This is a genomic window from Megasphaera stantonii, from assembly GCF_003367905.1.
In the GTDB taxonomy this organism is placed as follows: Bacteria; Bacillota; Negativicutes; order Veillonellales; family Megasphaeraceae; genus Megasphaera; species Megasphaera stantonii.
The window spans coordinates 530447-552999 of the sequence record NZ_CP029462.1 but is presented as its reverse complement, the minus strand read 5'-3'; the positions used below and the strand labels follow the sequence as shown (position 1 = coordinate 552999).

Below are 22553 nucleotides of genomic sequence, written 5' to 3'. Positions count from 1 at the left end.
TAGCTGCTTAACGCGTTTTGTAGCCTTGGTAATCTTTCTGCTTCGTGTTGTCTTCCAGGGCTTGTTTTACCGTTTTGCCGGCGTCTAACTGGCTGATTACGTCTAAGGCTTTATCAGATAAGTAGGCGTTGTCTTTTTTGCCGAGAAGCCGGGTCTGATCGGTTGCCCACAGGACGCCGGCGTTTTCGTTGCGGCCCTGCAGGAGGAACAGCGTGTCGCCGTTTTTATTGGCTTCGGCCAAGGTAACGCCGTGTTTTTTCTGCCATGCGGCGACGGCGGCGCATAAGCCGGCATCGTCAGAACGTTCGCGGTTCAGGATTAAGACGGCCTTGGTGTTTTTATATTCCGTGCAGAAATTGAAGTCGCCCTGAGAATCCATGGCGGCGAAAACAGGGCCCTGGCCGTTGTACTTCGGCGCGATGACCTTGTCGATGGTCAGGGATTTGCCGACACCCTGGGTCTGGGCATGAAGCTCGTAGTCGTACGAGTTGATATACCGGCCCTGGGTGTCTTTTTTGTTGGTCATGCCGACGATGCCGTCGACGCCGGGAACCTGGAAGTAATCGACGGCGGCGCGTACGACGTCAACGGGCGAGGCCGTGTCAATCCAGGTGTCGATGCCGTTGTCGTTTAAGGTCTTGTACAGCTCCTTCATTTCCGGAGAGACGGTGATGCCGAGTTTGTACGATACGGATACATTGCCGGCTTCGCTCTTGTAATCGACGGGGCTGACATATTTGCCTTTGCTCCACGTCTGGCCTTTATCGGGATTACCATAGAAGCTGTGGCTTTCATAGGCCAAATTGTATACTTCGTCAGGCGTCATGCCCGTGTACCAGTACGTGACCCAGGGATAGGAAACGGAAGCGTCCATCGTATCGCCGATAGCGTCGTAGAGCCAGCGCATCTTGGCAGTGAACTCTTTATATTCCGGGCTGACCCGTACTTCGGCAGGCTGTTCCTTGCCCGTTTTGGTAATCAATCCCTTGGCGTACAATTGTTTATAAGCTGCTGCGGCGTCTTTAATGGCTGCTTCAATCGAGACGGGGCGGCCGTCGCCGTCGTCGGCGCCGTACGTCAAGGTCAGCTTATCGGCAGGAATGCCCGTGCGCAGGACGGCTTCCATCTGGTCCGGTTCAATGGCAAAGGCCAGGCGGTCGAGCTGCCAGACCATGAGCTGCTCTTCTACGTCCAGGATAGACGTCGTGTTGTCGAAATCAAAGACGGCGTAGGGGCGGTTGGCTGCGTCGTACGAAGCAGAACGGCTGCCGTACATGTCCATGAACTGATTTAAGGAAGCCTTCACGGTCGGTTCCCAGTTGGCGCTCTGGACGTGCTGCTGCGCTGCGCTCTGGCTGACGGCGGCAGTATGGACCGGTGCGGCCCATACGGGGGCCGCTTGTACGGCCGTGAGGATCGATAAGGCGCAGACTACGCTGGCGGCGTATTTCTGCATGCGTTTTTTTGTCGGATACTTCATAAACGGAATACTCCCTTCTGACTAATCATGATATATTTACTATATAAAGAATGTATAAACTCACCGTCAAAGGCAGGTAAAAAACAGGTAAAAAGAGACGTTGACAGTATAAAATAAAAAAACGTATAATATAATTTATTGCTACGGTTATCATCGATGTATTTTTGCCTAAAGGGGGCTGTTTCATGCATAGCATATCCTATTTCTGGCGATTGTCCCGTACCATTTACGGTCCGCGCAATTTTCAGGAAAATAAGCGGGCCGTCGTTTTTTTTGCCCGCGCCGTGACGAACCGCTCTTTATTTGAGGAATTATATTCTTTTTTTGACGCCTACGAGCCGATGAAGGGCTTTTTCGACAGGCAGGACCCGGATTTTCAGGAAGTCATGACCCGCGTGTTCCTGTTTAAGAATTCGACGATGCGCCAGCGCCTGGACGCGCTGCTTCATCATTTTACGATTTTGCGGACTATGTTTTCCGACGAAGTCATTCATGAGCTGTATTGGGGCAAGGGCTATACGCTGTGGAAATCGCCTGACGAGTCGCTGCCGCTGGAGGCCCGCCTGATTTTCGATACGGGGCAGCGGAAGGAAGGATTTTTGTCGTTATACTTATATCATGAAGGCGAAATGATTTACCATTTTAACTTCCGCTTTGATTACAATGCCGACGGCGCTCCGTCTATGTACATCGGCACGATTCAGGGCTCAAAGCACGGCCTGGAAACGACGAAGGCGCTGACGAAAAAGCTCTTCGGCTACCGGCCGAAGAATTTTATCCTGTATCTTATGCGCATCTTCGTCCAGACCTTGGGCATCCGCGATATGTATGCCATTACCGACGAGGGATTTTATACGAACAGCCACCTGCTGCGGGGCAACCGTTCGAAGAAGACGAATTTCGACGACTTCTGGAACGATGAAGGGGCTGTAGCCGACGGGAAGGAACAGTGGTATATTCGCCTGCCTATCGAAGAAAAGCGGCGCAAGTACGATGAAATCAAGTCACAGAAGCGCAATCTGTTTCGGAAGCGGTATCTGCTCATGGATACAATCGTACCGGCCTATATCGAGGCGATCCGCGGCCTGTTCAGCGAAGGGTTCGCGCCCGTCCCGTCTGCCGTGGACGAGGCGGCTATCGTCGACAAGCCGGCTGATTATGACCCTATCGAAGCGCCGAAAGAATAATAATATGTAGATATACTGCAAGTCGTCTGCGCAGCGGCAGAGGGCTTGCAGTATTTTTTTGTCATAACAGGCCGTAGCTGCTTGCAAAAAGTCAAAAAGACGAATATAATAAAGTCAAAAAGATGAACTAATAGGCGTCTTTTTGTATGATAACCAATAGAGCAGGTGATTATGATGAGTATATTAGCTGACAAAATTGAACAATTTATTTTACATAAACTGCTGGAAGAAGAGGAAGAAAACATCGTGCTGCGCCGCAATGAATTGGCCGACGAGCTCAACTGCGCGCCGTCGCAGATCAGCTACGTCCTGAGCACCCGCTTTTCCAACGACAAGGGATTTTTGGTCGAATCGCGGCGCGGTTCGGGCGGCTTTGTCCGCATCGTCCGCCTGCGTCCGAAACAACAGGACCGCACGCCTGTGCTGCTGGAAGAACGGCTGCCGGCGGTGAGCATTACCCTGGACGATTTGGACGGGTTTTTATTCCAGCTTATCAAGCAGCACCGCATGACAAACCGAGAAGCTATTCTCATGCATCAGACCTTTGACGCATTGTACAAGGAAATCGACGACGAGGCGAAGCGGCTGGCCGTCATCAGCCGGATCCTCCGTCATCTGAATACCCATTAGCCCATTTTCGGAAGGAGGGTGATACCGATGCTGTGCGATATTTGCAAAAAGAGAGAGGCTGTCGTCCATATTGCGTCCTTCGAAAATGGGCGGCGCACAGATCTGCATTTGTGCGCGGCGTGTGCAAAGACACATAGCAAGTTAGCTCTGTTTCAGGACTTAAATATTATCAATAATGATTTTTTCCGCAAGATGGCCTATCCCGATTATACAGGGCAGTCGGAAGAAGAGCCGCGCTGCGCCAGCTGCGGCATGACGTACGGCGAGTTTAACCGGTCGGGGCTCTTTGGCTGCCCTGATTGCTACGAAGCGTTTAAGGAAGAGCTGCCGCCGCTGCTGCGCCGCATTCACGGCCATACGAAACACGACGGCAAGGTGCCTAACCGCGGCACGGGCGTCTTCCGCACGATGACGCATATCAAGCGCCTCCGCCAGCATCTGCAGAAGCTGGTGCAGGAAGAGCGGTACGAAGAAGCGGCGAAGGTCCGTGACGAAATACGGGCCCTGCAGAGAATGCAGCCTGACGCTGGCGGAAGGGAGGGCTGACCGATGCCGTATGAATTTCTACGCAAGCCCCTCAGTCCCTGGCAGGAACAGATTGGCGATTATGGCGACGTCGTCGTCGACAGCCGCATCCGCCTGTCCCGGAATTTAAAGAACTACGTCTTTCCCCAGCGGGCGTCCGACACCGAATTGGCGGCTGTCTTTGCCGAAGGGCGGCGCATGACGCCTCTTTTAAGCGCTATGGGACGGGGGAGATATGCCTTTATCGATTTGGACGAGCTGACGCCTCTGCAGCGGGAGCTGATGGCAGCCAAGCATTTCGTCTCAGCCGCCCATATTACAAAGCCTGTTTCCCGGGCGGTTATCGTGCGGGACGACGGCGCTGCGGCCGTCATGGTCAACGAAACGGACCATTTCTGCATCCAGACGGCGGCGGCCGGTTTCGACCTGCTCAAGGCCTGGGACGACGCGTCTCAAATCGACGACTGCTTGGAACAGAAGCTGAATTTTGCCTATCGCGACGACTTCGGCTATTTGACGTCCAGCCCGTCGATTACCGGTACAGGGCTTATTGCCGGCGTCACGGTTCACATACCGGCGCTGGTCTTGATGAAGAGGCTGAACCGTATCGTCCAGGGGATTACGAAATTCGGCTTCGCCGTGTGCGGCATGTACGGCGAACGGGACGAATATATTGGAAACATATTCCAAATCAGCAACCAGATTACCCTGGGCGTGTCGGAAGAAGATATTTTAGGACAGCTGCGCAAGCTCGTCGCCCAGGTCGTGCAGGAAGAACGAAACTGCCGTCAGATTTTGTGGACCCATGACGGCGACATGATGAAGGATAAATTCTGCCGGGCCTACGGCACGCTGTCGCAGGCCTGGCTGATGAGCGAACAGGAAGGGCTGTCGCTGTTGAGCGATCTGCGCTTCGGCATCGACGCCGGCGTCATTGCAAAGCCGGCTCAGCTGTACGAGGGACTGCTGACGGCTATTACGCCGGCATACTTGCAGGCCGAAGCCGGGCGGGAACTCGGAGACACGGAGATGGAACGAGAACGGGCGGCCGTCATCCGCCGCATGGTATCGGCAGGCGACGGAGCGGCGTCTCTTCCGGAGTCCCTATAAAAGGAAGTGAGACACATGAATAATCGATTTACGAGCGACGCGAAGAAGGTACTGCGCTATGCTCAGGAATCGGCAAAATCGTTTCGCCATGATTATGTCGGGACGGAACATATACTGCTAGGCCTGGTGCTCCATACGGACAGCATGGCCGGACAGTTTTTGGCACAGCAGGGGCTGACGTCGGAGCACGTTACCCGGGCGATTCAAAACGCCGTCGGCGTCGGCGAGAAAGCGACGTCGGCCCTGCGGCTCACGCCGCGGACGAAGCGGACCATGGAGCTGGCCGTGCGGACGGCGAACCAGCTGGGGCAGCAATATATCAGCACGGAGCACATGCTGGCCGGCGTGCTGCAGGAACAGGGCTGCATGGCCCGGCGGATTTTAGAGCAGATGGATGTCAATCCAGACGAGCTGCTGCAGAAAATCGTCCAGCTCATGAATAACGGCGCTGCCGGAGGTGAAGCCGAAGGGCAGGCCATCGACTTATCCGAATTTGGCCGCGATTTGAACGAACTGGCCCGGGAGGATAAGATCGACCCGGTCATCGGTCGGAGCCGGGAAATCGAACGGGTCGTCCAGATTTTGTGCCGCCGTACGAAAAACAACCCCGTCCTCATCGGCGAACCCGGCGTAGGAAAGACGGCTATTGCCGAAGGGCTGGCCCAGCGCATCGTAACGGGCGACGTGCCCGACGTACTGGCCCATAAGCGTATCTTTTCCCTCGACATGGGAAGCCTCGTCGCCGGGACGAAATACCGCGGCGAATTTGAAGACCGCATCAAGCAGGTCATCGAAGCCGTCCAGCAGGACGACGACATGATCCTATTCATCGACGAGCTTCACCAGCTCATCGGCGCGGGAGCCGTAGAGGGCTCGATGGATGCGGCCAATATCCTCAAGCCGGCCTTGTCGCGGGGCGAGCTGCAGTGCATTGGCGCGACGACGATCGACGAATACAAGAAAAATCTGGAAAAGGACGCGGCCCTGGCCCGCCGCTTTCAGACCGTCCTCGTCGGCGAGCCGTCGGAAGGCGAGGCCGAACAGATCGTATTCGGCCTGCGGGATCGGTACGAAGCCTTTCACAAGGCGCGCATTACCGACGAAGCAGTCCGGGCTGCCGTCAAATTGTCGGCCCGGTACATTTCGGACCGCTATCTGCCTGACAAGGCCATCGACGTCGTCGATGAAGCGGCGGCCCGCGTGCGCATGAAGGTCTACGCGCCGTCGCAGGACGTGCAGGCCCTGGAACAGCGGCTGGCGGCGATTCGACAGGAAAAGGACGCGGCTCTGGCTAGTGAAGAGTTTGAACGGTGCGCGTCGCTGCGTGACGAAGGCAAGAAGATTGCCGATGAAATCGCCGCGCTGAAGCAGGAAAAGAAGCGCCATGACGATGCGAAGCTCATCGTGACGGAAGAAGACGTGGCCGACGTCGTTTCGCAGTGGACCGGCGTCCCCGTACAGCAGCTGACGGAAACGGAAGCCCGTCGTCTGCTCCATCTGGAAGAAGAGCTGCATAAGCGGGTTATCAGCCAGGACGAAGCGGTGACGGCGGTGGCCAAGGCGATCCGGCGGGCCCGCGCCGGCCTGAAAGACGTCAATCGTCCCATCGGCTCGTTCTTATTTCTGGGGCCGAGCGGCGTCGGGAAGACGGAGCTGGCCCGCACGCTGGCCCGTCAGCTTTTCGGCAGCCAGGACGCGATGATACGCATCGACATGAGCGAATTCATGGAACGGTACAGCGTATCCCGCCTCGTCGGCGCGCCGCCGGGATATGTTGGATATGAAGAAGGCGGCGAGCTGACCGACGCCGTGCGGGAAAAGCCGTACAGCGTCGTCTTATTTGACGAAGTCGAAAAAGCCAGCGGCGATTTCTTCAACCTGCTCCTGCAGGTGCTCGACGAGGGGCGGTTGACCGATTCCAAGGGCCGCACAGTCGATTTCCGCAATACGGTCATCATCATGACCAGCAATCTCGGCGCGTCCCACTTGAAGCCGAGCGCGCCGGTCATGGGCTTTGCAGCCGGGACGGGAACCGACAAGGACAAGGCGGCGTCTTTCGCTATAGCTAAAAAGGAAATCCTCGACGACGTGAAGAAGTTTTTCCGTCCGGAATTCCTCAACCGCATCGACGAAATGCTCGTCTTCAAGCCACTGGAAACAGAGGACCTGCGGCGCATCGTGGCCCTCATGCTGGAAGACCTGGGCAGACGGCTTCAGGAAAAGGGCGTGCAGATGACCTGGACGACCGAAGCCGACGACGTGCTGGTACAGGAAGGGACCGACTTTGCCTACGGCGCAAGGCCGCTGAAGCGGGCTATCCAGAAGCTGGTAGAAGATCCCATTGCCGAGATGCTGCTGGGCGGCAGCTTAAAGGAGGGCAACGTCCTTCAGGTGGACAGCCTCGATAAAAAGGAGCTCGTCTTTACGACAACATAATACATTATATATAAGAAGCCCCTTGCCGGTTCTATGTCGGCAAGGGGCTTTGCGTCTTACGGAGTTTCCGCTTTTGAATCTAATTTCCACGTATTCTGCAATACGCGGAAATGCAGGTCGTGCCATTTTTTTTCAATATCCTGCATGGTGATTTCTGTAGAATACAGCAAGTTATTGTGTTTTTTTACAGATTGTTCCAGCTGGGCGATTCGCGTCTGCTGGATACGGGCCTGTTCCGTCAGCGTATAAAGGTTGTACTGCAGGACGGCAATCCAGACGAATTGTACGATAACCAACAGCAGAAGGACTGCCGCCGCGCCGGCGAGAAACTTTTCCGTTCCTAACAAATCGTCCCAACGCCGGTGAAGCGACCGTTTCTGTAAGTCGAATTCCGTGGCTGCATCAGTATCGCCGCCTAAACGGCGGGAAGAAAGGGAGACGACACGGCGGATGAATTTTTCCCGTACGGACAAGGAGAACACGACCTTTCGCGCTGCAATGCGCCTGAGTTATAAATTGGAAATGACGCGGGCTTTGTTGCGGACGAAGTCGAGCCACAACTGGGCTGCGTGGGAGAGGTAATGTCCCCGTTTCCAGATAACGTACAATACGTGCATGATTTCCGGCTCTACTAACGGACGGACGACGACCGATTCGGACACGCGCGGATTCGTTTCCTTCGTCGGGCAGAGGCGGCTCGGCAGGAGCGCTACGCCCAGGTTGGCCACGACGGTCTGAATCATGAGGTCGCGCTGGCTCGTTTCAAATACGATTTTCGGCTGGAAGCCGATTTTCTTGCAGTGCTGGATGATTTCGTCGTGCAGGTTGAAGTCGTCGCGATATAATACCAGCGATTCGTTGGCCAGCTTTTTCAGGGGAATGGTCTTTTCCTTGCTCAGGATGTTGTCCCGGTGGATGATGACGTTCATCGGGTCCTGGGTCAGGAAGAACGATTCGAAATCCTTTTCCTTCGGCTGGGTACAGACGATGCCCAGGTCGATGAGGCCTTCCTGCACGCTGATTTCGACCTTTTTCGAGCCGTGCTCGTACAGGTCGAGCTCAATCTGCGGGTATTCCTGCTTAAAGGCCCCTAAGAGATTGGCGAAAATCGGCGCGCCCGTAATAGGCGGCAGGCCGATGAGGACCGTCCCTTGCTCCAGCTTGAATTCGTTTTCAAAGTCGGTCTTCAAATGCTCGAACATGAAGACGACGCGCTTGGCGTGGGAGAGGAATATCGTGCCGGCGTCGGTTAATTCCACGGCCTTGGCGTTGCGCATAAACAAGACGACGCCTAATTCTTCTTCCAGGGCCTTGATCGTACGGCTGATTGCAGATTGGGAAATATGCAGCGTACGGGCCGCTTTGCTGAAGGATTTTTTATCGGCGACTTCTACAAAATATTTGAGATGATGAAAATCCATAATGCCACCTCCCTATAATAATACCTAAACAGTATACGTTTACAAAATGGCACAAACCAATGTTCAAAATCGCATCGCAATCCGGCATAATCCTATTGAATTTCAATTTGCTTAGGCATATAATTAACTCGTAAGGAAAAGTTACAAAGTCGTTCGGATGTGATGGTCAGAAAATACATAAAAAAGGCGTGAGTGTGCAAAACTGTAATACTATCATTATAGTATTACAAATTTGCAATAATATCAATACCTTTTTTGAATATTATCCGTACCTTCCTGTTTTTATTTTTGAAGCGGGACGCGTGTGCCTGCCTTGTGAATAGAATCACAGACTGGAAGCTGTGATGCATGCAACGCAAGGGACGCGCGAGTAAATTCGGAATGTCTTTTAACTTTGTCTGCAATATAGGAAAACCTATATTGAGGTATATATTTTTATAAGGAGCGTGTTTTATCTATGAGCAAATTCAAAACCATGGATGGCAACGAAGCAGCTGCATGGGTGTCCTATGCATTTACTGAAGTTGCCGCAATTTATCCGATCACGCCGTCTTCGCCTATGGCCGAACATGTCGATGATTGGGCTGCAGCAGGCATGAAGAACCTCTTTGGTCATCCGGTCAAAGTTTTCGAAATGCAGTCTGAAGCTGGTGCAGCTGGCGCATTCCACGGTTCTTTGCAGGCAGGCGCTTTGACGACTACATATACGGCATCCCAGGGCTTCTTGCTGATGATCCCGAATATGTACAAAGTTGCCGGCGAACTTCTCCCGGGCGTATTCCACGTTTCCGCTCGTGCGTTGGCTAACCATGCCCTGAGCATTTTCGGCGACCACCAGGACGTTATGTCCGCTCGTGCTTCCGGCTGCTGTCTCTTGGCTGAATCCAACGTACAGGAAGTTATGGACCTCGGCGGCGTAGCTCACTTATCCGCTTTGAAAGGTTCCTTGCCGTTCATCAACTTCTTCGACGGTTTCCGTACGTCTCACGAAATCCAAAAAGTTGAAGTTATGGACTTCGAAAACTTCCGTAACCTCATCGACTGGGACGCTGTAAAAGCTTTCCGCAAACGCGCTTTGAACCCGGATCATCCGGAAATCCGCGGCACTGCAGAAAACCCGGACGTTTACTTCCAGCACACAGAAGCCAGCAACAAATACTACGAAGCTATGCCTGATATCGTAGCTGGCTACATGGATGAAATCTCCAAGATCACGGGCCGCACCTACAAACCGTTCAACTACTACGGCGCTGAAGACGCTGAATATGTCGTAGTTTCCATGGGCTCCTTGTCCGACGTAGCTAAACAGGCTGTCGAATACTTGCAGAGCCAGGGCGAAAAAGTCGGCGCTATCAACGTTCACCTCTATCGTCCGTTCTCCAATAAATACCTCCTCAACGTATTGCCGAAGACGGTTAAGAAGATCGCCGTTATCGACCGTACGAAGGAACCGGGCTCCCTCGGCGAACCCCTGTACCTCGATATCGTCGGCTTCGTAAAAGAAGAAGGCCTCAACATCGACGTTATCGGCGGCCGCGCCGGCTTGGGCTCCAAAGACGTTCTGCCGGAAGACATCTTGTCCGTATTCACGGAACTCAAGAAAGAACATCCGCTCAACGGTTTCACTCTCAGCATCGAAGACGACGTTACGAACCTGTCCCTCCCGCGCGCACCGAAGATGCCGCTTGACACGACGGGCCTTACGGCTTGCAAATTCTGGGGCTTCGGCTCTGACGGCACGGTCGGCGCTAACAAGTCGGCTATCAAGATCATCGGTGACCACACGGATATGTATGCTCAGGCATACTTCGCTTATGACTCCAAGAAATCCGGCGGCGTAACGATTTCTCACCTGCGTTTCGGCACGAAGCCTATCGACATGCCGTACCTCATCGACGCAGCTGACTACATCGCTTGCCATCGTCAGTCCTATGTAAAACGCTTCGACCTGCTCCGCGGCATTAAAGACGGCGGCACGTTCATGCTGAACTGCACGTGGACCGACGAAGAACTGGACAAAGAACTGCCGGCTAAGATCAAACGCGACATCGCTAAGAACCACGTTAAATTCTATACGTTGAACGGCGACGCTATCGGCCAGAAACTTGGCCTCGGCACCCGCATCAACATGGTAATGCAGGCTGCGTTCTTCGCATTGGCAAAAGTTATTCCTCTGGAAGACGCTGTTAAATACCTGAAAGACTCCATCGTTAAGAGCTACGGCAAGAAAGGCCAGAATGTCGTCGACATGAACTGGGCTGCTGTTGACGCCGGCGTAAGCGAATTCCATGAAGTCAACTATCCGGCTTCCTGGGCTGACGCTGTCGACGAAGTAGTAGAAAGCCGTCCGGCTCCGGAATACTTCACGAACGTTGCAGCTCCGATGCTCGGCCAGGTTGGCGACGACCTCGCTGTATCGGCATTCATCGGCCGTGAAGACGGCACGATGCCTTCCGGCACGTCCAAATTTGAAAAAGCAGGCCCGGCTCTCCATGTTCCGTCCTGGGATGCTGAAAAATGTATCGGCTGCATGCAGTGCTCCTTCGTCTGCCCGCACGCTACGATTCGTCCGGTATTGACGACGAAAGAAGAAACGGCTGCTGCTCCGGCTGGCTACAAAGTAGCTGCTAAAGCTAAATCCGGCAAAGAATACGACGTTGCTATCATCGTCGACCAGCTCGACTGCCTCGAATGCGGCAGCTGCGTAAACGTCTGCCCGGTTAAAGCCCTCACCATGGTTCCGAACACGGACGAAGAACGTGCTAAGATGGACTTCTGGTACTATGGCACGGAAAAGGTTGCTCCGAAAGCTAACCCGCAGAACAAATACAGCGTTATCGGCTCCCAGTTCGAAACGCCGCTCCTCGAATTCTCCGGCGCATGCGCAGGCTGCGGTGAAACACCGTATGTCAAACTCGTTACGCAGCTCTTCGGCGACCGCATGATGATCGCCAACGCTACAGGCTGCTCCTCCATTTGGGGTGCATCCGCTCCGGTTGCTCCGTACACGACGAACGCTGCCGGCCATGGTCCTGCATGGGCTAACAGCTTGTTCGAAGACGCTGCTGAATTCGGCCTCGGCATGTTCATGGGCGTTGACAAAGTCCGCATGGACTTAGTTGCTAAACTCGACGAAGCAAAAGCTGTCGCTTCGGAAGAACTCCAGGCTGCTTTGAGCGACTGGGCTGCTAACGTACACGAAGGCGAAGGCTCCCGTGAACGCGCTGACAAGCTGACGGCTCTCCTCGAAGCTGAAGCTGCAGGCAAACCGGTTCTCGAAGACTTCCTCGACAAGAAACAGTTCTTCGTAAAACGTTCTCAGTGGATCATCGGCGGCGACGGCTGGTCCTATGATATCGGTTACGGCGGCGTTGACCACGTCCTCGCTTCCGACAACGACGTAAACGTCCTCGTACTCGATACGGAAGTTTACTCCAACACGGGCGGCCAGTCCTCCAAGGCTACTCCGACGGCTGCTATCGCACAGTTCGCTGCTGCTGGCAAACGCACGAAGAAGAAGGACCTCGGCATGATGGCTATTTCCTACGGCTATGTATACGTAGCTCAGGTAGCTATGGGCGCCGACAAGAACCAGCTCATCAAAGCTCTGAAAGAAGCTGAAGCTTACCATGGTCCGTCCCTCGTCATCTGCTACGCTCCTTGCATCAACCACGGCATCCGCAAGGGCATGAGCAAGAGCCAGACAGAAGAAAAACTCGCTGTCGAATGCGGTTATTGGGATCTGTTCCGCTACAACCCGGCTCTCAAAGAAGAAGGCAAGAATCCGTTCAGCCTCGACTCCAAAGAACCGGATTACAGCAAATTCCAGGAATTCCTCCAGGGCGAAGTTCGTTATGCTTCCCTCCAGAAGGCACTCCCCGAAAAAGCTGCTGAATTGTATGCGAAGACAGAAGCCGACGCTAAGAACCGCCGCGAAACCTATGTACGTTTCCAGAAGGGTTTTGAAGCTTAATCTGCAATGTCTGAACGCTGCATAGCGTACGTATAAAGAAAACTGCTGCACCATATGGTGCGGCAGTTTTTTTTCATGAAAATAACAGTTTTTTTCATCAATGTCTTTATTTTGAGAATATAACGTGGTAGAATAAGGATATGATTATTGATAGTGATTATTTATGAGAATGCGTTGTGATGTCATGAAAAAAAGATGGCGCGTCATTCCGGCAGATGAAGGCTGCGCGCGCTCATTGTCTGAACAACTCCATATATCACCTATACTGGCGCAGCTTCTGGTACATAGAGGTATCACCTCGGCAGAATGTGGGCGCCATTTTCTCTATGATTCGCTGGAACAGAGCTGCGACCCTTTTTTGATGAAAGGGATGGAAAAGGCGGTGCAGCGCATCTGCCGGGCCATAGAAGGGAAAGAGAAGATTATCATTTACGGAGATTATGACGTAGACGGCATTACGGCTACGTCGCTTCTGTATTGGGTCTTGTCGGATTTGGGCGCCGAGCCCTCTTTTTATATACCGGAACGGCAGAGCGAAGGGTACGGCCTCAACCGGGATGCCGTACAGCATTTGAAGGACGAGCATACGAATGTGCTGATTACGGTGGACTGCGGTATTTCCTCCTACGATATTGTCGATTCCTTCCGCGGCGACATGGATATCATCGTGACGGATCACCACGAGCCGCCGGCAGACATACCGCCGGCCTACGCCGTGCTGAATCCCAAGCAGGAAGGCTGCGCCTATCCGTTTAAGGAGCTGGCCGGCGCCGGCGTGGCTTACAAGCTGTGCCAGGCCTTGTGGCTCCGCCTGTGCGGCGAGGCCCTGGCCGGGTATACGGAAATCGCCGCCTTAGGGACTATCGCCGATTTAGTTCCCTTGACGGGGGAAAACCGCATCATCGTTCGCGACGGACTGCAGCGGATGAAAGAAGGCTATAATACGGGCCTTCAGGCGCTGCTGGCCGTATCGGGCCTGACGCCGGATTCGATCAGCGCCGGCCGCATCGCTTTTACGGCGGCGCCGCGCCTCAACGCCGCCGGCCGCATCAGCCACGCCGAAAAGGGCGTGCGCCTTTTGCTGGAAACGGATCAAGAAAAAGCCGGGCGCATTGCCGAAGAGCTGAACGAGCTGAATAAAGAACGGCAGGATATAGAACACGACATCGCCCGTCAGGCGGTACAGCAGATTGAAGCGGAGAAGAGAAGGGACGACGGCGTGCTCGTCGCCTACGGGCAGGACTGGCATGCCGGCGTTATCGGCATCGCGGCGTCGCGGCTGGTAGAAGAGTATTACCGGCCGTCGCTGGTCATCAGCGTTCACGACGGCGTCGGAAAGGGCTCGTGCCGGAGCATTGCCGGCTTTAATATGTACGAAGCGCTGCAGTATGCCGACGACCTGCTGATTCAATACGGCGGCCATCCCATGGCGGCTGGATTTTCCATACAGGCCGACCGCATCGAGGAGTTCCGCCGGCGCTTGATAGACTATGCGGCGGCCCATATGAAGGAAGAAGATTATATCCCGCAGCTGGCTGTGGACGGAGAACTGCGGCCCGATGATATTACCCTGTCTCTGGTCGACGAGCTGAGCCAGCTGGAGCCCTACGGCATGGGCAACAGTCGCCCCGTCTTTTCCCTGCAAGGCTGTACGGTCGACGAAGCCCGGCCTATCGGCAGGGATAAAAAGCACCTGCGGCTGGTCCTGCGCAGCGGCAAGCATACGCGGATATCCGGCGTGGGATGGTCCATGGCGGAGGCCTGCAACGAAATCATGGAAGGCGACTGCATCGACGTGGCCTTTCAGCTGGAACGCAACGAGTTCAACGGCGTGGCGTCGCCGCAGCTCGTCGTGCAGGACCTGCGCGGCCCCGATATTCCTGTCCATTTAGACCGGACAGTCATGATAGATATATATTTGGCCTTGAAAAAATGCATTCCCGAATGGGGGATGCCCGTATGGCAGGTGCAGCAGCGCGCCTTGGCGGCTGAAGGCGACCGGTATGAAGCCCATGCCATTTACGCGGCCATCCTCGTGCTGAAGGAAATAGGCGTTTTAAAAATACGAAGCGACGTAGACGGCCCGTCTTATTACTTTCCCGTCCTCTCCGGGAAAATGTGCCTGCATATGTCGCCGACATATCAGAAATACAGTAAGACCTAAGGGGGAATTTGTATGGAACATAAAGATGCAGCAACGGCCTTTACCGAGCCGGATAAAGCGTTTCAACATTTAATCGATACGATTCACAGCTATCTTCCCGATGCCGGCTGCGACGACGTAAAAAAGGCCTATGCCTTAGCTTCCGAAGCCCATAAGGAACAGCACCGGGCCAGCGGCGAGCCCTATATCCTCCATCCGCTGGCTGTGGCCCAGATTTTGGCGGATATGAAAATCGACACGCGGACCATTACGGCGTCTCTTCTGCACGATGTTGTCGAAGATACGGACTATACGCTGGACGATTTGAAAAATCTCTTCGGCAAGGAAGTGGCCTTCCTCGTCGACGGCGTCACGAAGTTGAGCCGTCTCAATTACCGGACCAAGGAAGACCAGCAGCTCAACAGCATGCGCAAGATGTTTCTGGCCATGGCCAAGGACGTGCGGGTCGTCGTCATCAAGCTGGCCGACCGCCTGCACAACATGCGGACCCTGCGGTACATGCGCAGCGACAAGCAAAAGCGCATCGCCCAGGAAACGCTGGAAATCTTCGCGCCCCTGGCTCATCGCCTCGGTATTTTCAATATCAAGTGGGAATTGGAAGACTTGTCCTTCCGCTATTTGGAACCCGATAAATACTACGACCTGGTAGATCAGATGAAGCAGAAGCGGCACGTCCGCGAGGAAATCATCAACGAAGCCATCGACGTACTGCGCAAAGCCCTGGAGGACGCCCATATCCAATGCGAGATCAACGGCCGGCCGAAACATTTTTACAGCATTTATAAAAAGATGAAAAAAGATAACCGCGATCTCAGCCAGGTATACGACTTGTTCGCCATCCGGGTCATCGTCGATTCCGTTCAGGACTGCTACGGCGTCCTGGGCATCGTCCACAGCTTGTGGAAGCCCCTGCCGTACCGCTTCAAGGACTACATCGCCATGCCGAAGCCGAACAACTACCAGTCCCTGCATACGACGGTCATCGGCACGAGAGGGCAGCCCGTAGAAATCCAGATTCGGACCTGGGAAATGCATCACATCGCCGAATACGGCGTCGCGGCCCATTGGCGGTATAAGGAAGGCAACGCCAACGCCGGCAAGAACGAATTCGACGAAAAGATGGGCTGGCTCCGCAACCTCCTCGAATGGCAGGATACGAGCAATCCCCAGGAATTCGTCAACGCCCTCAAGCTCGACGCCTTCTCCGACGAAGTCTTCGTCTTTACGCCGCGGGGCGACGTCATCGACCTGCCCCAGGGGGCTATTCCCATCGACTTTGCCTACCGCATCCATACGGACGTCGGCCATCGCTGCGTCGGCGCCAAGGTAAACGGCAAGATCGTGCCGCTGGATTACGCGCTGAAAAACGGCGATATCGTAGAAATCATCACGTCTAAGGTCGGGAAGCCCAGCCTGGACTGGCTGAAAATCGTCGGCAGCTCCGAAAGCCGCTCGAAAATCCGCAACTGGTTCAAGAAGGAAAATAGAGAAGACAATATCCTGAAAGGCGCCGAAGCATTGGAACGGGAATGCAAGCGCTTAGGCCACGACTGGAAGGCCATCAACACGGCCGGCCGTCTGGCCCGGGTCGCCAAGCAGATGAACGCCGGTTCGGAAGACGACCTCGTCGCCGCCGTAGGCTACGGCGGATTCGCCGTCAATACGGTCCTCATCAAGCTGCTGGAGCTGCACAAGAAGGAACTGCAGAAGCAGGAAGAAAAGAGCAGCCTGGCCATGATAGAAAAGCTCAAGCCGAAAAAGCCCGTCAAATCCAACGGCACAGGTGTGCTGGTCAAGGGCGAGCCGGGCCTTCTCGTACGGCTGGCTAAGTGCTGCAGCCCCGTGCCGGGCGATCCGATCATCGGCTTTATCACGCGGGGCCGCGGCGTTTCGGTCCATCGTGCCGACTGTCCCAATATCAGCAACAACCAGAACGACATCGACCGCCTCATCGACGTGGAATGGGAATACGGCAGCAACGAAAACTTTGAAGTCAGCATGGAAATCGTCGCCTACGACCGCACGGGCATCATGGCGGAAATCATGGCGGCCCTGGCGGAAATGAAGATTTCCGTCCTGTCTGTCAACGCGAAGGTCAACGACACGAAGAGCGTTACGATTCATATGAGCATCAGCATCAAGGATTTGGCTCAGTTTGAATTCGTCACGACGAAAATCCGGCGCTTGAAGGACGTATACCTCGTACAGCGCTATACAGGAGGACAGCAATGAGAGCAGTAGTGCAGAGAACGCTGACGTCGTCCGTGACGTCGGAAGGCGTGGAAACGGGCCGCGCAGGCCTGGGCCTGACGGTCCTGCTGGGCGTGGCCCAGGATGACAACGAAAAGGACGCGCTGTACATGGCGGAAAAGATCGCCAACCTGCGTATTTTTGAAGACGACAAGGGAAAGATGAACCGATCCCTCGTCGATATCGGCGGCGACATGCTCGTCGTGTCGCAATTCACCCTGTGCGGCGACGCCCGCCATGGCCGCCGGCCCAGCTTTACCGAAGCGGCGCCGCCGGAATTGGCCGAAGCGCTGTATGAGAAGTTCGTCTCCGCCGTGAGCGCCATGGGCATCCGCACGGCTACGGGCCGGTTCCGGACGGAAATGGTCGTTTCGCTGGAAAATCACGGCCCGGTTACGATCCTCGTAGACAGCAAAAAATTATTTTAGGAGGACACTTATATGAGCATGAAATATATGACAATGATGTTGGGGCCCGTTATGACGAACTGCTACATCGTATACGACAGCGAGACGAAAGACGCAATGGTCGTCGATCCGGCCTGGGATTACGACAAAATTAACCAGGCCCTGGAAGATCACCAGCTCCATTTAAAATTTATATTCCAGACCCACGGCCATGCCGACCACATCGGAGCTCTGCAGGAGCTTCGGAACCGTAAAAACGTCCCTGTATACATCGGCGAAGGCGATAAGGATTTAATCAGCAATTCCAGAAACAACCTGTCCCTGTTCATGGGCCATCCCATCGAATGCGCGTCGCCCGATTACATCGCCCATGAAGGCGATACGATTACCTTGGGCAATCTGTCCTTTACGGTCATTGAAACGCCGGGCCATACGCCGGGCGGCCTGTGCCTGTACGGCGAGGGCGTCGTCTTTTCCGGCGACACCTTGTTCCGCTACTCCGTAGGCCGTACGGATTTATACGGCGGCTCGTCCCGCACGCTCATCAGCAGCATCAACGACAAGCTCATGGGCCTGCCTGACGATACGGTCGTCCTGCCGGGACACGGGCCGGAATCGACTATAGGGGAAGAACGGCGGGGAAACCCCTTCCTATACGGAGGCTGGTAAGCCATGTCTATGTACAAGGAATCCCAGTTCTGGCTGCGCGTCACCCTGACGGCTCTCGCCGGCGCGCTGTTCCTGCTGGTCCATTCCATCTACTGGCCCGTCGTCATATCGCTGATCCTGACGTTCATCTTGATGCCGATGCGGAATCTGTTTATGCGCCTGTGCTACAAGCTGACGAATCGGCGTCTGCCCGCGGACATAGCCATACTCCTTTCGTTTTTTACGTTTATCCTGGTCATGACCGGCTTGACGAACGTCATACTCAAGCCGCTGCTGTATCAGCTGAATTTATTGGCGGCCAACTTCAATAACCTGGTGGCCCAGACGGCGGCGCTGGTCAACCAGCTGGAAAATGAACAGACGCAGTTTTACATTCCCGAGCAGATCAAGGTCATCATCAACGACGCCTTCGTCAAGGTCGGCAATTACGGCGTAGAAGGCGTGACCAACCTCATCCGCTCCGTCTTCGTCATAGCCGGCACGGTCGTGGAATTTTTCGTCGTCCCCTTCATTACGTTTTACTTCATGAAGGACGGCGGCCGCATGGTACGGTCCTTTGTCAATATTTACCCGGAGCACTACCGTCCTCAGCTGGCGGTGGTGTTTGATGAAATACACACGGTGCTGAGCCGCTACATACGCGGACAGCTGCTCATGAGCTGCATTATCGCCACGCTGACCTTTCTCGGCATGTGGGCTATGGGCGTTCCCTATCCCATGGTCATCGGCTTGATTGCGGCTATTACAGAGTGGGTTCCTATCGTCGGACCTATCGTGGGAGCCATACCGGCTATCCTGCTGGGAGCGACTGTCGACCTGACCTTGTCGGTCAAGGTCCTCGTATTTTACGTCATCATTCAGCAGATAGACAGCCACCTCATCATGCCGCAGGTTATGGGGGCAGTTATCAGCCTCCATCCCGTCGTCATCGTCATCGCGCTGCTCATCGGCGGCACGCTGTTCGGCGTGGCCGGCATGATACTGACTGTACCCGTAACGGCGGTCCTGCAGATTTTGTGCAAGCATTTGTGGTTTTACAATACGTATAAAGAAAAGGCGATGAATACATATGGAAACTAACAACACCAGTAAAGAAGAAATCATGAATATCATGATGAAGCGCATGAAAGACAAGATAAAAGACAAGAAATGCAAGATGACGTCGCAGCGGCAGGTCATCCTGCGGGCCTTCGTCGAAAGCGATATCCGCCACATGAACGCCGAAGAGGTCTTTGAAATCGTAAAGAAGATGTCTCCGGACATCGGCCTGGCTACGGTATATCGGACGCTCGACTTGTTTACGGAAATGGACCTTCTGAAAAAACTCGATTTCGACGACGGCTGCAGCCGCTACGAATTGAACGACCGAGACAACGAAGGCCATTTCCATCATCACCTGATCTGCATGGGCTGCGGCAAGGTGTGGGAATGCCAGGACGACCTGCTGGAAACGCTGGAGTCTATTTTGCAGAAGCGCCTCCATTTCCATACGGTAGATCATCAGCTCAAGGTATACGGCTATTGTGAAGAATGTGAAAAGAAACGGGAGGCTGAACAAGGCGAACATGAATAATACGCCGGACCTTCAGACCTACAGCTACAGCGGCCCCGAACGATATCACTCCCTCGTCGGCCAGGTCATGGCCTCCCTGGGCTATGTCGGCGGCCGCGAATGCCGCACTATAGGCGCAGCGGTCGTCCTGGAAGAACGGGACGGCCGTCTCCGTTTGTCCTGCGTCTTCGGCGGCGACGGCACCTGGCGGTCGGAAGCCTGGCTGTCCCGGCCGGGAGCCGAGCGGGCCGATATCAAGGACTGCCTCCTCCATTGGCACGAACAGTTCAGCGGCAAGCCCAAGAGCCCGTGGGGAACGCTCATCGGCGTGCGACCTACCAAATTAGTTCATCGCCTGTTTGACGAAGGGATGGATGCGGAAGCAGTCCGTCGTCATCTGTGCAGCCGGTATGAGGTAGCGGAAGACACGGCGAAGTTTCTCGTCCAGATGGCGGCGGTGCAGCGGCCCTATGTGACGGGCGGCAAGAAGGATATTTCCGTATATGTCGGCATTCCCTACTGTCCCAGCCATTGCGTGTACTGTTCCTTTCCTTCGCGTCTTATCGGAGAAGAGAACGATGGCGCACTTCAGGATTTTGCCGACGCCATCGTCGCCGATATAGAAGATATGGGCCGTTTGTGCCGGCAGTACGGCCTGCGCATCCGCTCGGCTTACGTAGGCGGCGGCACGCCGACGTGCCTGCCCCTGCCAATACTGCGGCGGCTGATGACGGCCATGAGCTCCGTCTTTGCCGGCGCGGAAGAGTGGACTGTCGAAGCGGGGCGGCCCGATACGGCATCGGAAGACGTATTGGCCTTGCTGCGCCGCAGCGGCGTGACACGTATCAGCGTCAATCCCCAGACGATGCAGCAGCGCCTTCTCGACGCCATCGGGCGGCGGCATACGACGGAAGATATATACGACATGTACGAGCGATGCAGACAAATGGCCTTTCCCGTCGTCAATATGGACTTTATCGCCGGCCTTCCCGGCCAAACCGCAGAGGATATGCGGGAAAATATGGAAATTGTTTGCCAACTGCACCCAGAAAATGTTACAATTCATACGTTAGCATTAAAAAAACGGGCGCCTTTATTTCATCACCCCCTGCGGGAGAAGATTCCTTCTGCCGAGGAAGTGGGCGCTATGCTGGACGTGTGCCGGCAAACGCTGCAGGAAGGCGGCTACGGGCCGTATTATATGTATCGGCAGACCTATATGGCCGCCAGTTTCGCCAACGTCGGCTACGCCTTGCCGGGAGCAATCAGCCCCTATAACATCGAAATGATGGAAGAACGGGGAACCGTCCTGGCCGCCGGGCCGGGGGGAGCGACGAAATTTGTCCGCAGCGACGGCCACAGTCTGGAAAAGCTGTACATGCCTAAGGACATAGACAGATATATAGAGGCTCTGCCGGAAAACATGAGGCAGCGCCGCCGTTTGTGTGCTATCATATATGGAGGAGAGGATTTGTAATGGCAATTACCGCACCCAGAGGTACGCAGGATTTCTTGCCGGAACAAACGGCAGATTGGCAGATTTTAGAGCAGAAAATCCGTCAGATCTGTTCGCTTTACGGGTTCGGCGAAATTCGTACCCCTTTGTTTGAAAGTACCGAATTGTTTTTGCGCGGCATCGGCGAAACGACCGACGTCGTTACGAAAGAAATGTACACCTTCAATGACCGCGGCGGCCGCAGCATGACTTTGCGCCCTGAAAATACGGCGTCCGTCGTCCGCGCGTATTTGGAGCATAAATTATACGGCGACCCGAAGGTTCATAAGTTCTATTACATGGGGCCTATGTTCCGTCACGACCGTCCTCAGGCCGGACGGTACCGCCAGTTTAATCAGTTCGGCGTTGAAGAAATCGGCTCGAAGGACCCGGCCGTTGATGCGGAAATCATCGCGATGGCCTTTCAGCTGTTCCGCGAATTGGGACTGAACGACTTAGTCCTTCATCTCAATTCCGTCGGCTGCCCGAAATGCCGTCCCATTTACCGGCAGAAGCTCCTCGATTTCTTCGCCGATAAAAAAGAGCAGCTCTGCGACGACTGCAAGGCCCGTCTGGAAAAGAATCCCCTGCGCGTCCTCGACTGCAAGGAAGAAGGCTGCAAGCAGGCCGCTGTCGGCGTTCCCGAGCTGACGGACAACCTTTGCGACGACTGCAAGGAACACTTTGCGAAGGTTCAGGAATACCTGACGAAGATCGGCATTCCTTACGAATTGGACCCGCGCCTTGTCCGCGGCTTGGATTATTATACGAATACGGCCTTTGAAATCATGTACGCTCCCTTAGGGGCTCAGAGTACGGTCTGCGGCGGCGGCCGCTATGACGGCCTCATCGAAGAAGTGGGCGGTCCGGCGACGCCGGGCATCGGCTTTGCCATCGGCATGGAACGGCTGCTCCTGACTTTGAAGGAACAAGGCCTGCTGCCGCCGGTAGAAAAGAAGCAGCCCGTATTCATCGTAGCCCTCGGCGACGCGGCTAAGACGGAAGCCTTCAGCCTCCAGCAGCAGCTTCGTGCCAAGGGCATGTATGCCGAAATCGACACGATGGGCCGCAGCATGAAGGGGCAGATGAAATCGGCGAACCGCCTGGAAGCCGATTATACAGTCATTATCGGCGAAGAAGAGCTGGCCGCCGGTCAGGCTCAGGTCCGCGATATGGCTACGAAAGAGCAAGTCAGCGTTCCGATCGACGGAATTGTTGCATATATGGAAACACATAAGAAGGGATGATTCATTC

The 22553-nt window shown here is 54.8% G+C and carries 17 protein-coding genes; 14 read left to right on the top strand and 3 right to left on the bottom strand.

The features are described 5' to 3' along the window. Positions 1 to 7 precede the first annotated feature (7 nt). Positions 8 to 1480 (bottom strand): HAD family hydrolase, encoded by a 1473-nt coding sequence (locus tag DKB62_RS02685; RefSeq protein ID WP_107195699.1) that lies wholly within the window; start codon positions 1478 to 1480, stop codon positions 8 to 10. A gap of 185 nt (positions 1481 to 1665) precedes the next feature. Here DKB62_RS02685 and DKB62_RS02680 point away from each other — a divergent pair, with 185 nt between their 5' ends. The 5 genes from DKB62_RS02680 to DKB62_RS02660 all read left to right on the top strand — a co-directional run bounded on the left by DKB62_RS02680 (position 1666) and on the right by DKB62_RS02660 (position 7368). Beyond that, a complete protein-coding gene (locus DKB62_RS02680) occupies positions 1666 to 2667 on the top strand; it encodes a VirK/YbjX family protein (protein ID WP_107195698.1) in 1002 nt (333 codons plus the stop codon). 174 nt (positions 2668 to 2841) lie between these two features. After that, complete coding sequence (locus DKB62_RS02675) at positions 2842 to 3297, top strand: CtsR family transcriptional regulator (RefSeq protein ID WP_087478100.1); 456 nt, start codon at positions 2842 to 2844, stop codon at positions 3295 to 3297. 27 nt (positions 3298 to 3324) lie between these two features. Beyond that, entirely contained in the window at positions 3325 to 3843 is a 519-nt protein-coding gene (locus tag DKB62_RS02670) for a UvrB/UvrC motif-containing protein (RefSeq protein ID WP_087478099.1), read from the top strand. 3 nt (positions 3844 to 3846) lie between these two features. Next, positions 3847 to 4932, top strand: a complete 1086-nt coding sequence (locus DKB62_RS02665; RefSeq protein WP_107195697.1) for an ATP--guanido phosphotransferase — start codon at positions 3847 to 3849, stop codon at positions 4930 to 4932. Positions 4933 to 4947: 15 nt separating this feature from the next. Further along, positions 4948 to 7368: an ATP-dependent Clp protease ATP-binding subunit gene (locus DKB62_RS02660; protein WP_107195696.1), complete on the top strand. Its 2421-nt coding sequence runs from the start codon at positions 4948 to 4950 to the stop codon at positions 7366 to 7368. 56 nt (positions 7369 to 7424) lie between these two features. Here the strand turns inward: DKB62_RS02660 and DKB62_RS02655 are convergent, their stop codons facing one another. Together DKB62_RS02655 and DKB62_RS02650 are read right to left on the bottom strand one after the other, a co-directional pair. Beyond that, positions 7425 to 7850 carry a hypothetical protein gene (locus DKB62_RS02655; RefSeq protein WP_162860284.1) on the bottom strand — a complete coding sequence of 142 codons (426 nt, stop codon included), beginning with the start codon at positions 7848 to 7850 and terminating at the stop codon, positions 7425 to 7427. A gap of 27 nt (positions 7851 to 7877) precedes the next feature. Beyond that, positions 7878 to 8789, bottom strand: a complete 912-nt coding sequence (locus tag DKB62_RS02650) for a LysR family transcriptional regulator (protein WP_014016983.1) — start codon at positions 8787 to 8789, stop codon at positions 7878 to 7880. A 457-nt stretch (positions 8790 to 9246) separates the two neighbouring features. On the opposite strand from DKB62_RS02650, the gene nifJ reads away from it, so the two are divergent. The 9 genes from nifJ (at position 9247) to hisS (ending at position 22546) form a co-directional block, all read left to right on the top strand. Continuing rightward, positions 9247 to 12762, top strand: coding sequence for a pyruvate:ferredoxin (flavodoxin) oxidoreductase (nifJ, locus tag DKB62_RS02645; protein ID WP_087478095.1), 3516 nt, complete (start codon positions 9247 to 9249; stop codon positions 12760 to 12762). 163 nt (positions 12763 to 12925) lie between these two features. Further along, complete coding sequence (gene recJ, locus DKB62_RS02640) at positions 12926 to 14926, top strand: single-stranded-DNA-specific exonuclease RecJ (RefSeq protein WP_338036508.1); 2001 nt, start codon at positions 12926 to 12928, stop codon at positions 14924 to 14926. Positions 14927 to 14938: 12 nt separating this feature from the next. After that, the gene (locus DKB62_RS02635; protein WP_107195693.1) at positions 14939 to 17158 is read left to right on the top strand and encodes a RelA/SpoT family protein; all 2220 of its coding nucleotides are present in this window, start codon (positions 14939 to 14941) and stop codon (positions 17156 to 17158) included. Further along, positions 17155 to 17604, top strand: a complete 450-nt coding sequence (gene dtd, locus DKB62_RS02630; RefSeq protein WP_107195692.1) for a D-aminoacyl-tRNA deacylase — start codon at positions 17155 to 17157, stop codon at positions 17602 to 17604. Before DKB62_RS02635 ends, dtd begins: the two co-directional genes overlap by 4 nt. A 12-nt stretch (positions 17605 to 17616) precedes the next feature. Continuing rightward, a complete protein-coding gene (locus tag DKB62_RS02625) occupies positions 17617 to 18252 on the top strand; it encodes an MBL fold metallo-hydrolase (protein WP_095629386.1) in 636 nt (211 codons plus the stop codon). Between the two features lie 3 nt (positions 18253 to 18255). Continuing rightward, on the top strand, positions 18256 to 19332 hold the full coding sequence (locus DKB62_RS02620) for an AI-2E family transporter (protein WP_087478090.1): 1077 nt from the start codon (positions 18256 to 18258) through the stop codon (positions 19330 to 19332). Next, positions 19322 to 19825, top strand: a complete 504-nt coding sequence (locus DKB62_RS02615) for a Fur family transcriptional regulator (RefSeq protein WP_369831695.1) — start codon at positions 19322 to 19324, stop codon at positions 19823 to 19825. Before DKB62_RS02620 ends, DKB62_RS02615 begins: the two co-directional genes overlap by 11 nt. Beyond that, positions 19818 to 21281 carry a coproporphyrinogen dehydrogenase HemZ gene (gene hemZ, locus DKB62_RS02610; protein WP_107195691.1) on the top strand — a complete coding sequence of 488 codons (1464 nt, stop codon included), beginning with the start codon at positions 19818 to 19820 and terminating at the stop codon, positions 21279 to 21281. Before DKB62_RS02615 ends, hemZ begins: the two co-directional genes overlap by 8 nt. After that, a complete protein-coding gene (hisS, locus tag DKB62_RS02605) occupies positions 21281 to 22546 on the top strand; it encodes a histidine--tRNA ligase (protein ID WP_107195690.1) in 1266 nt (421 codons plus the stop codon). Before hemZ ends, hisS begins: the two co-directional genes overlap by 1 nt. Positions 22547 to 22553 lie beyond the last annotated feature (7 nt).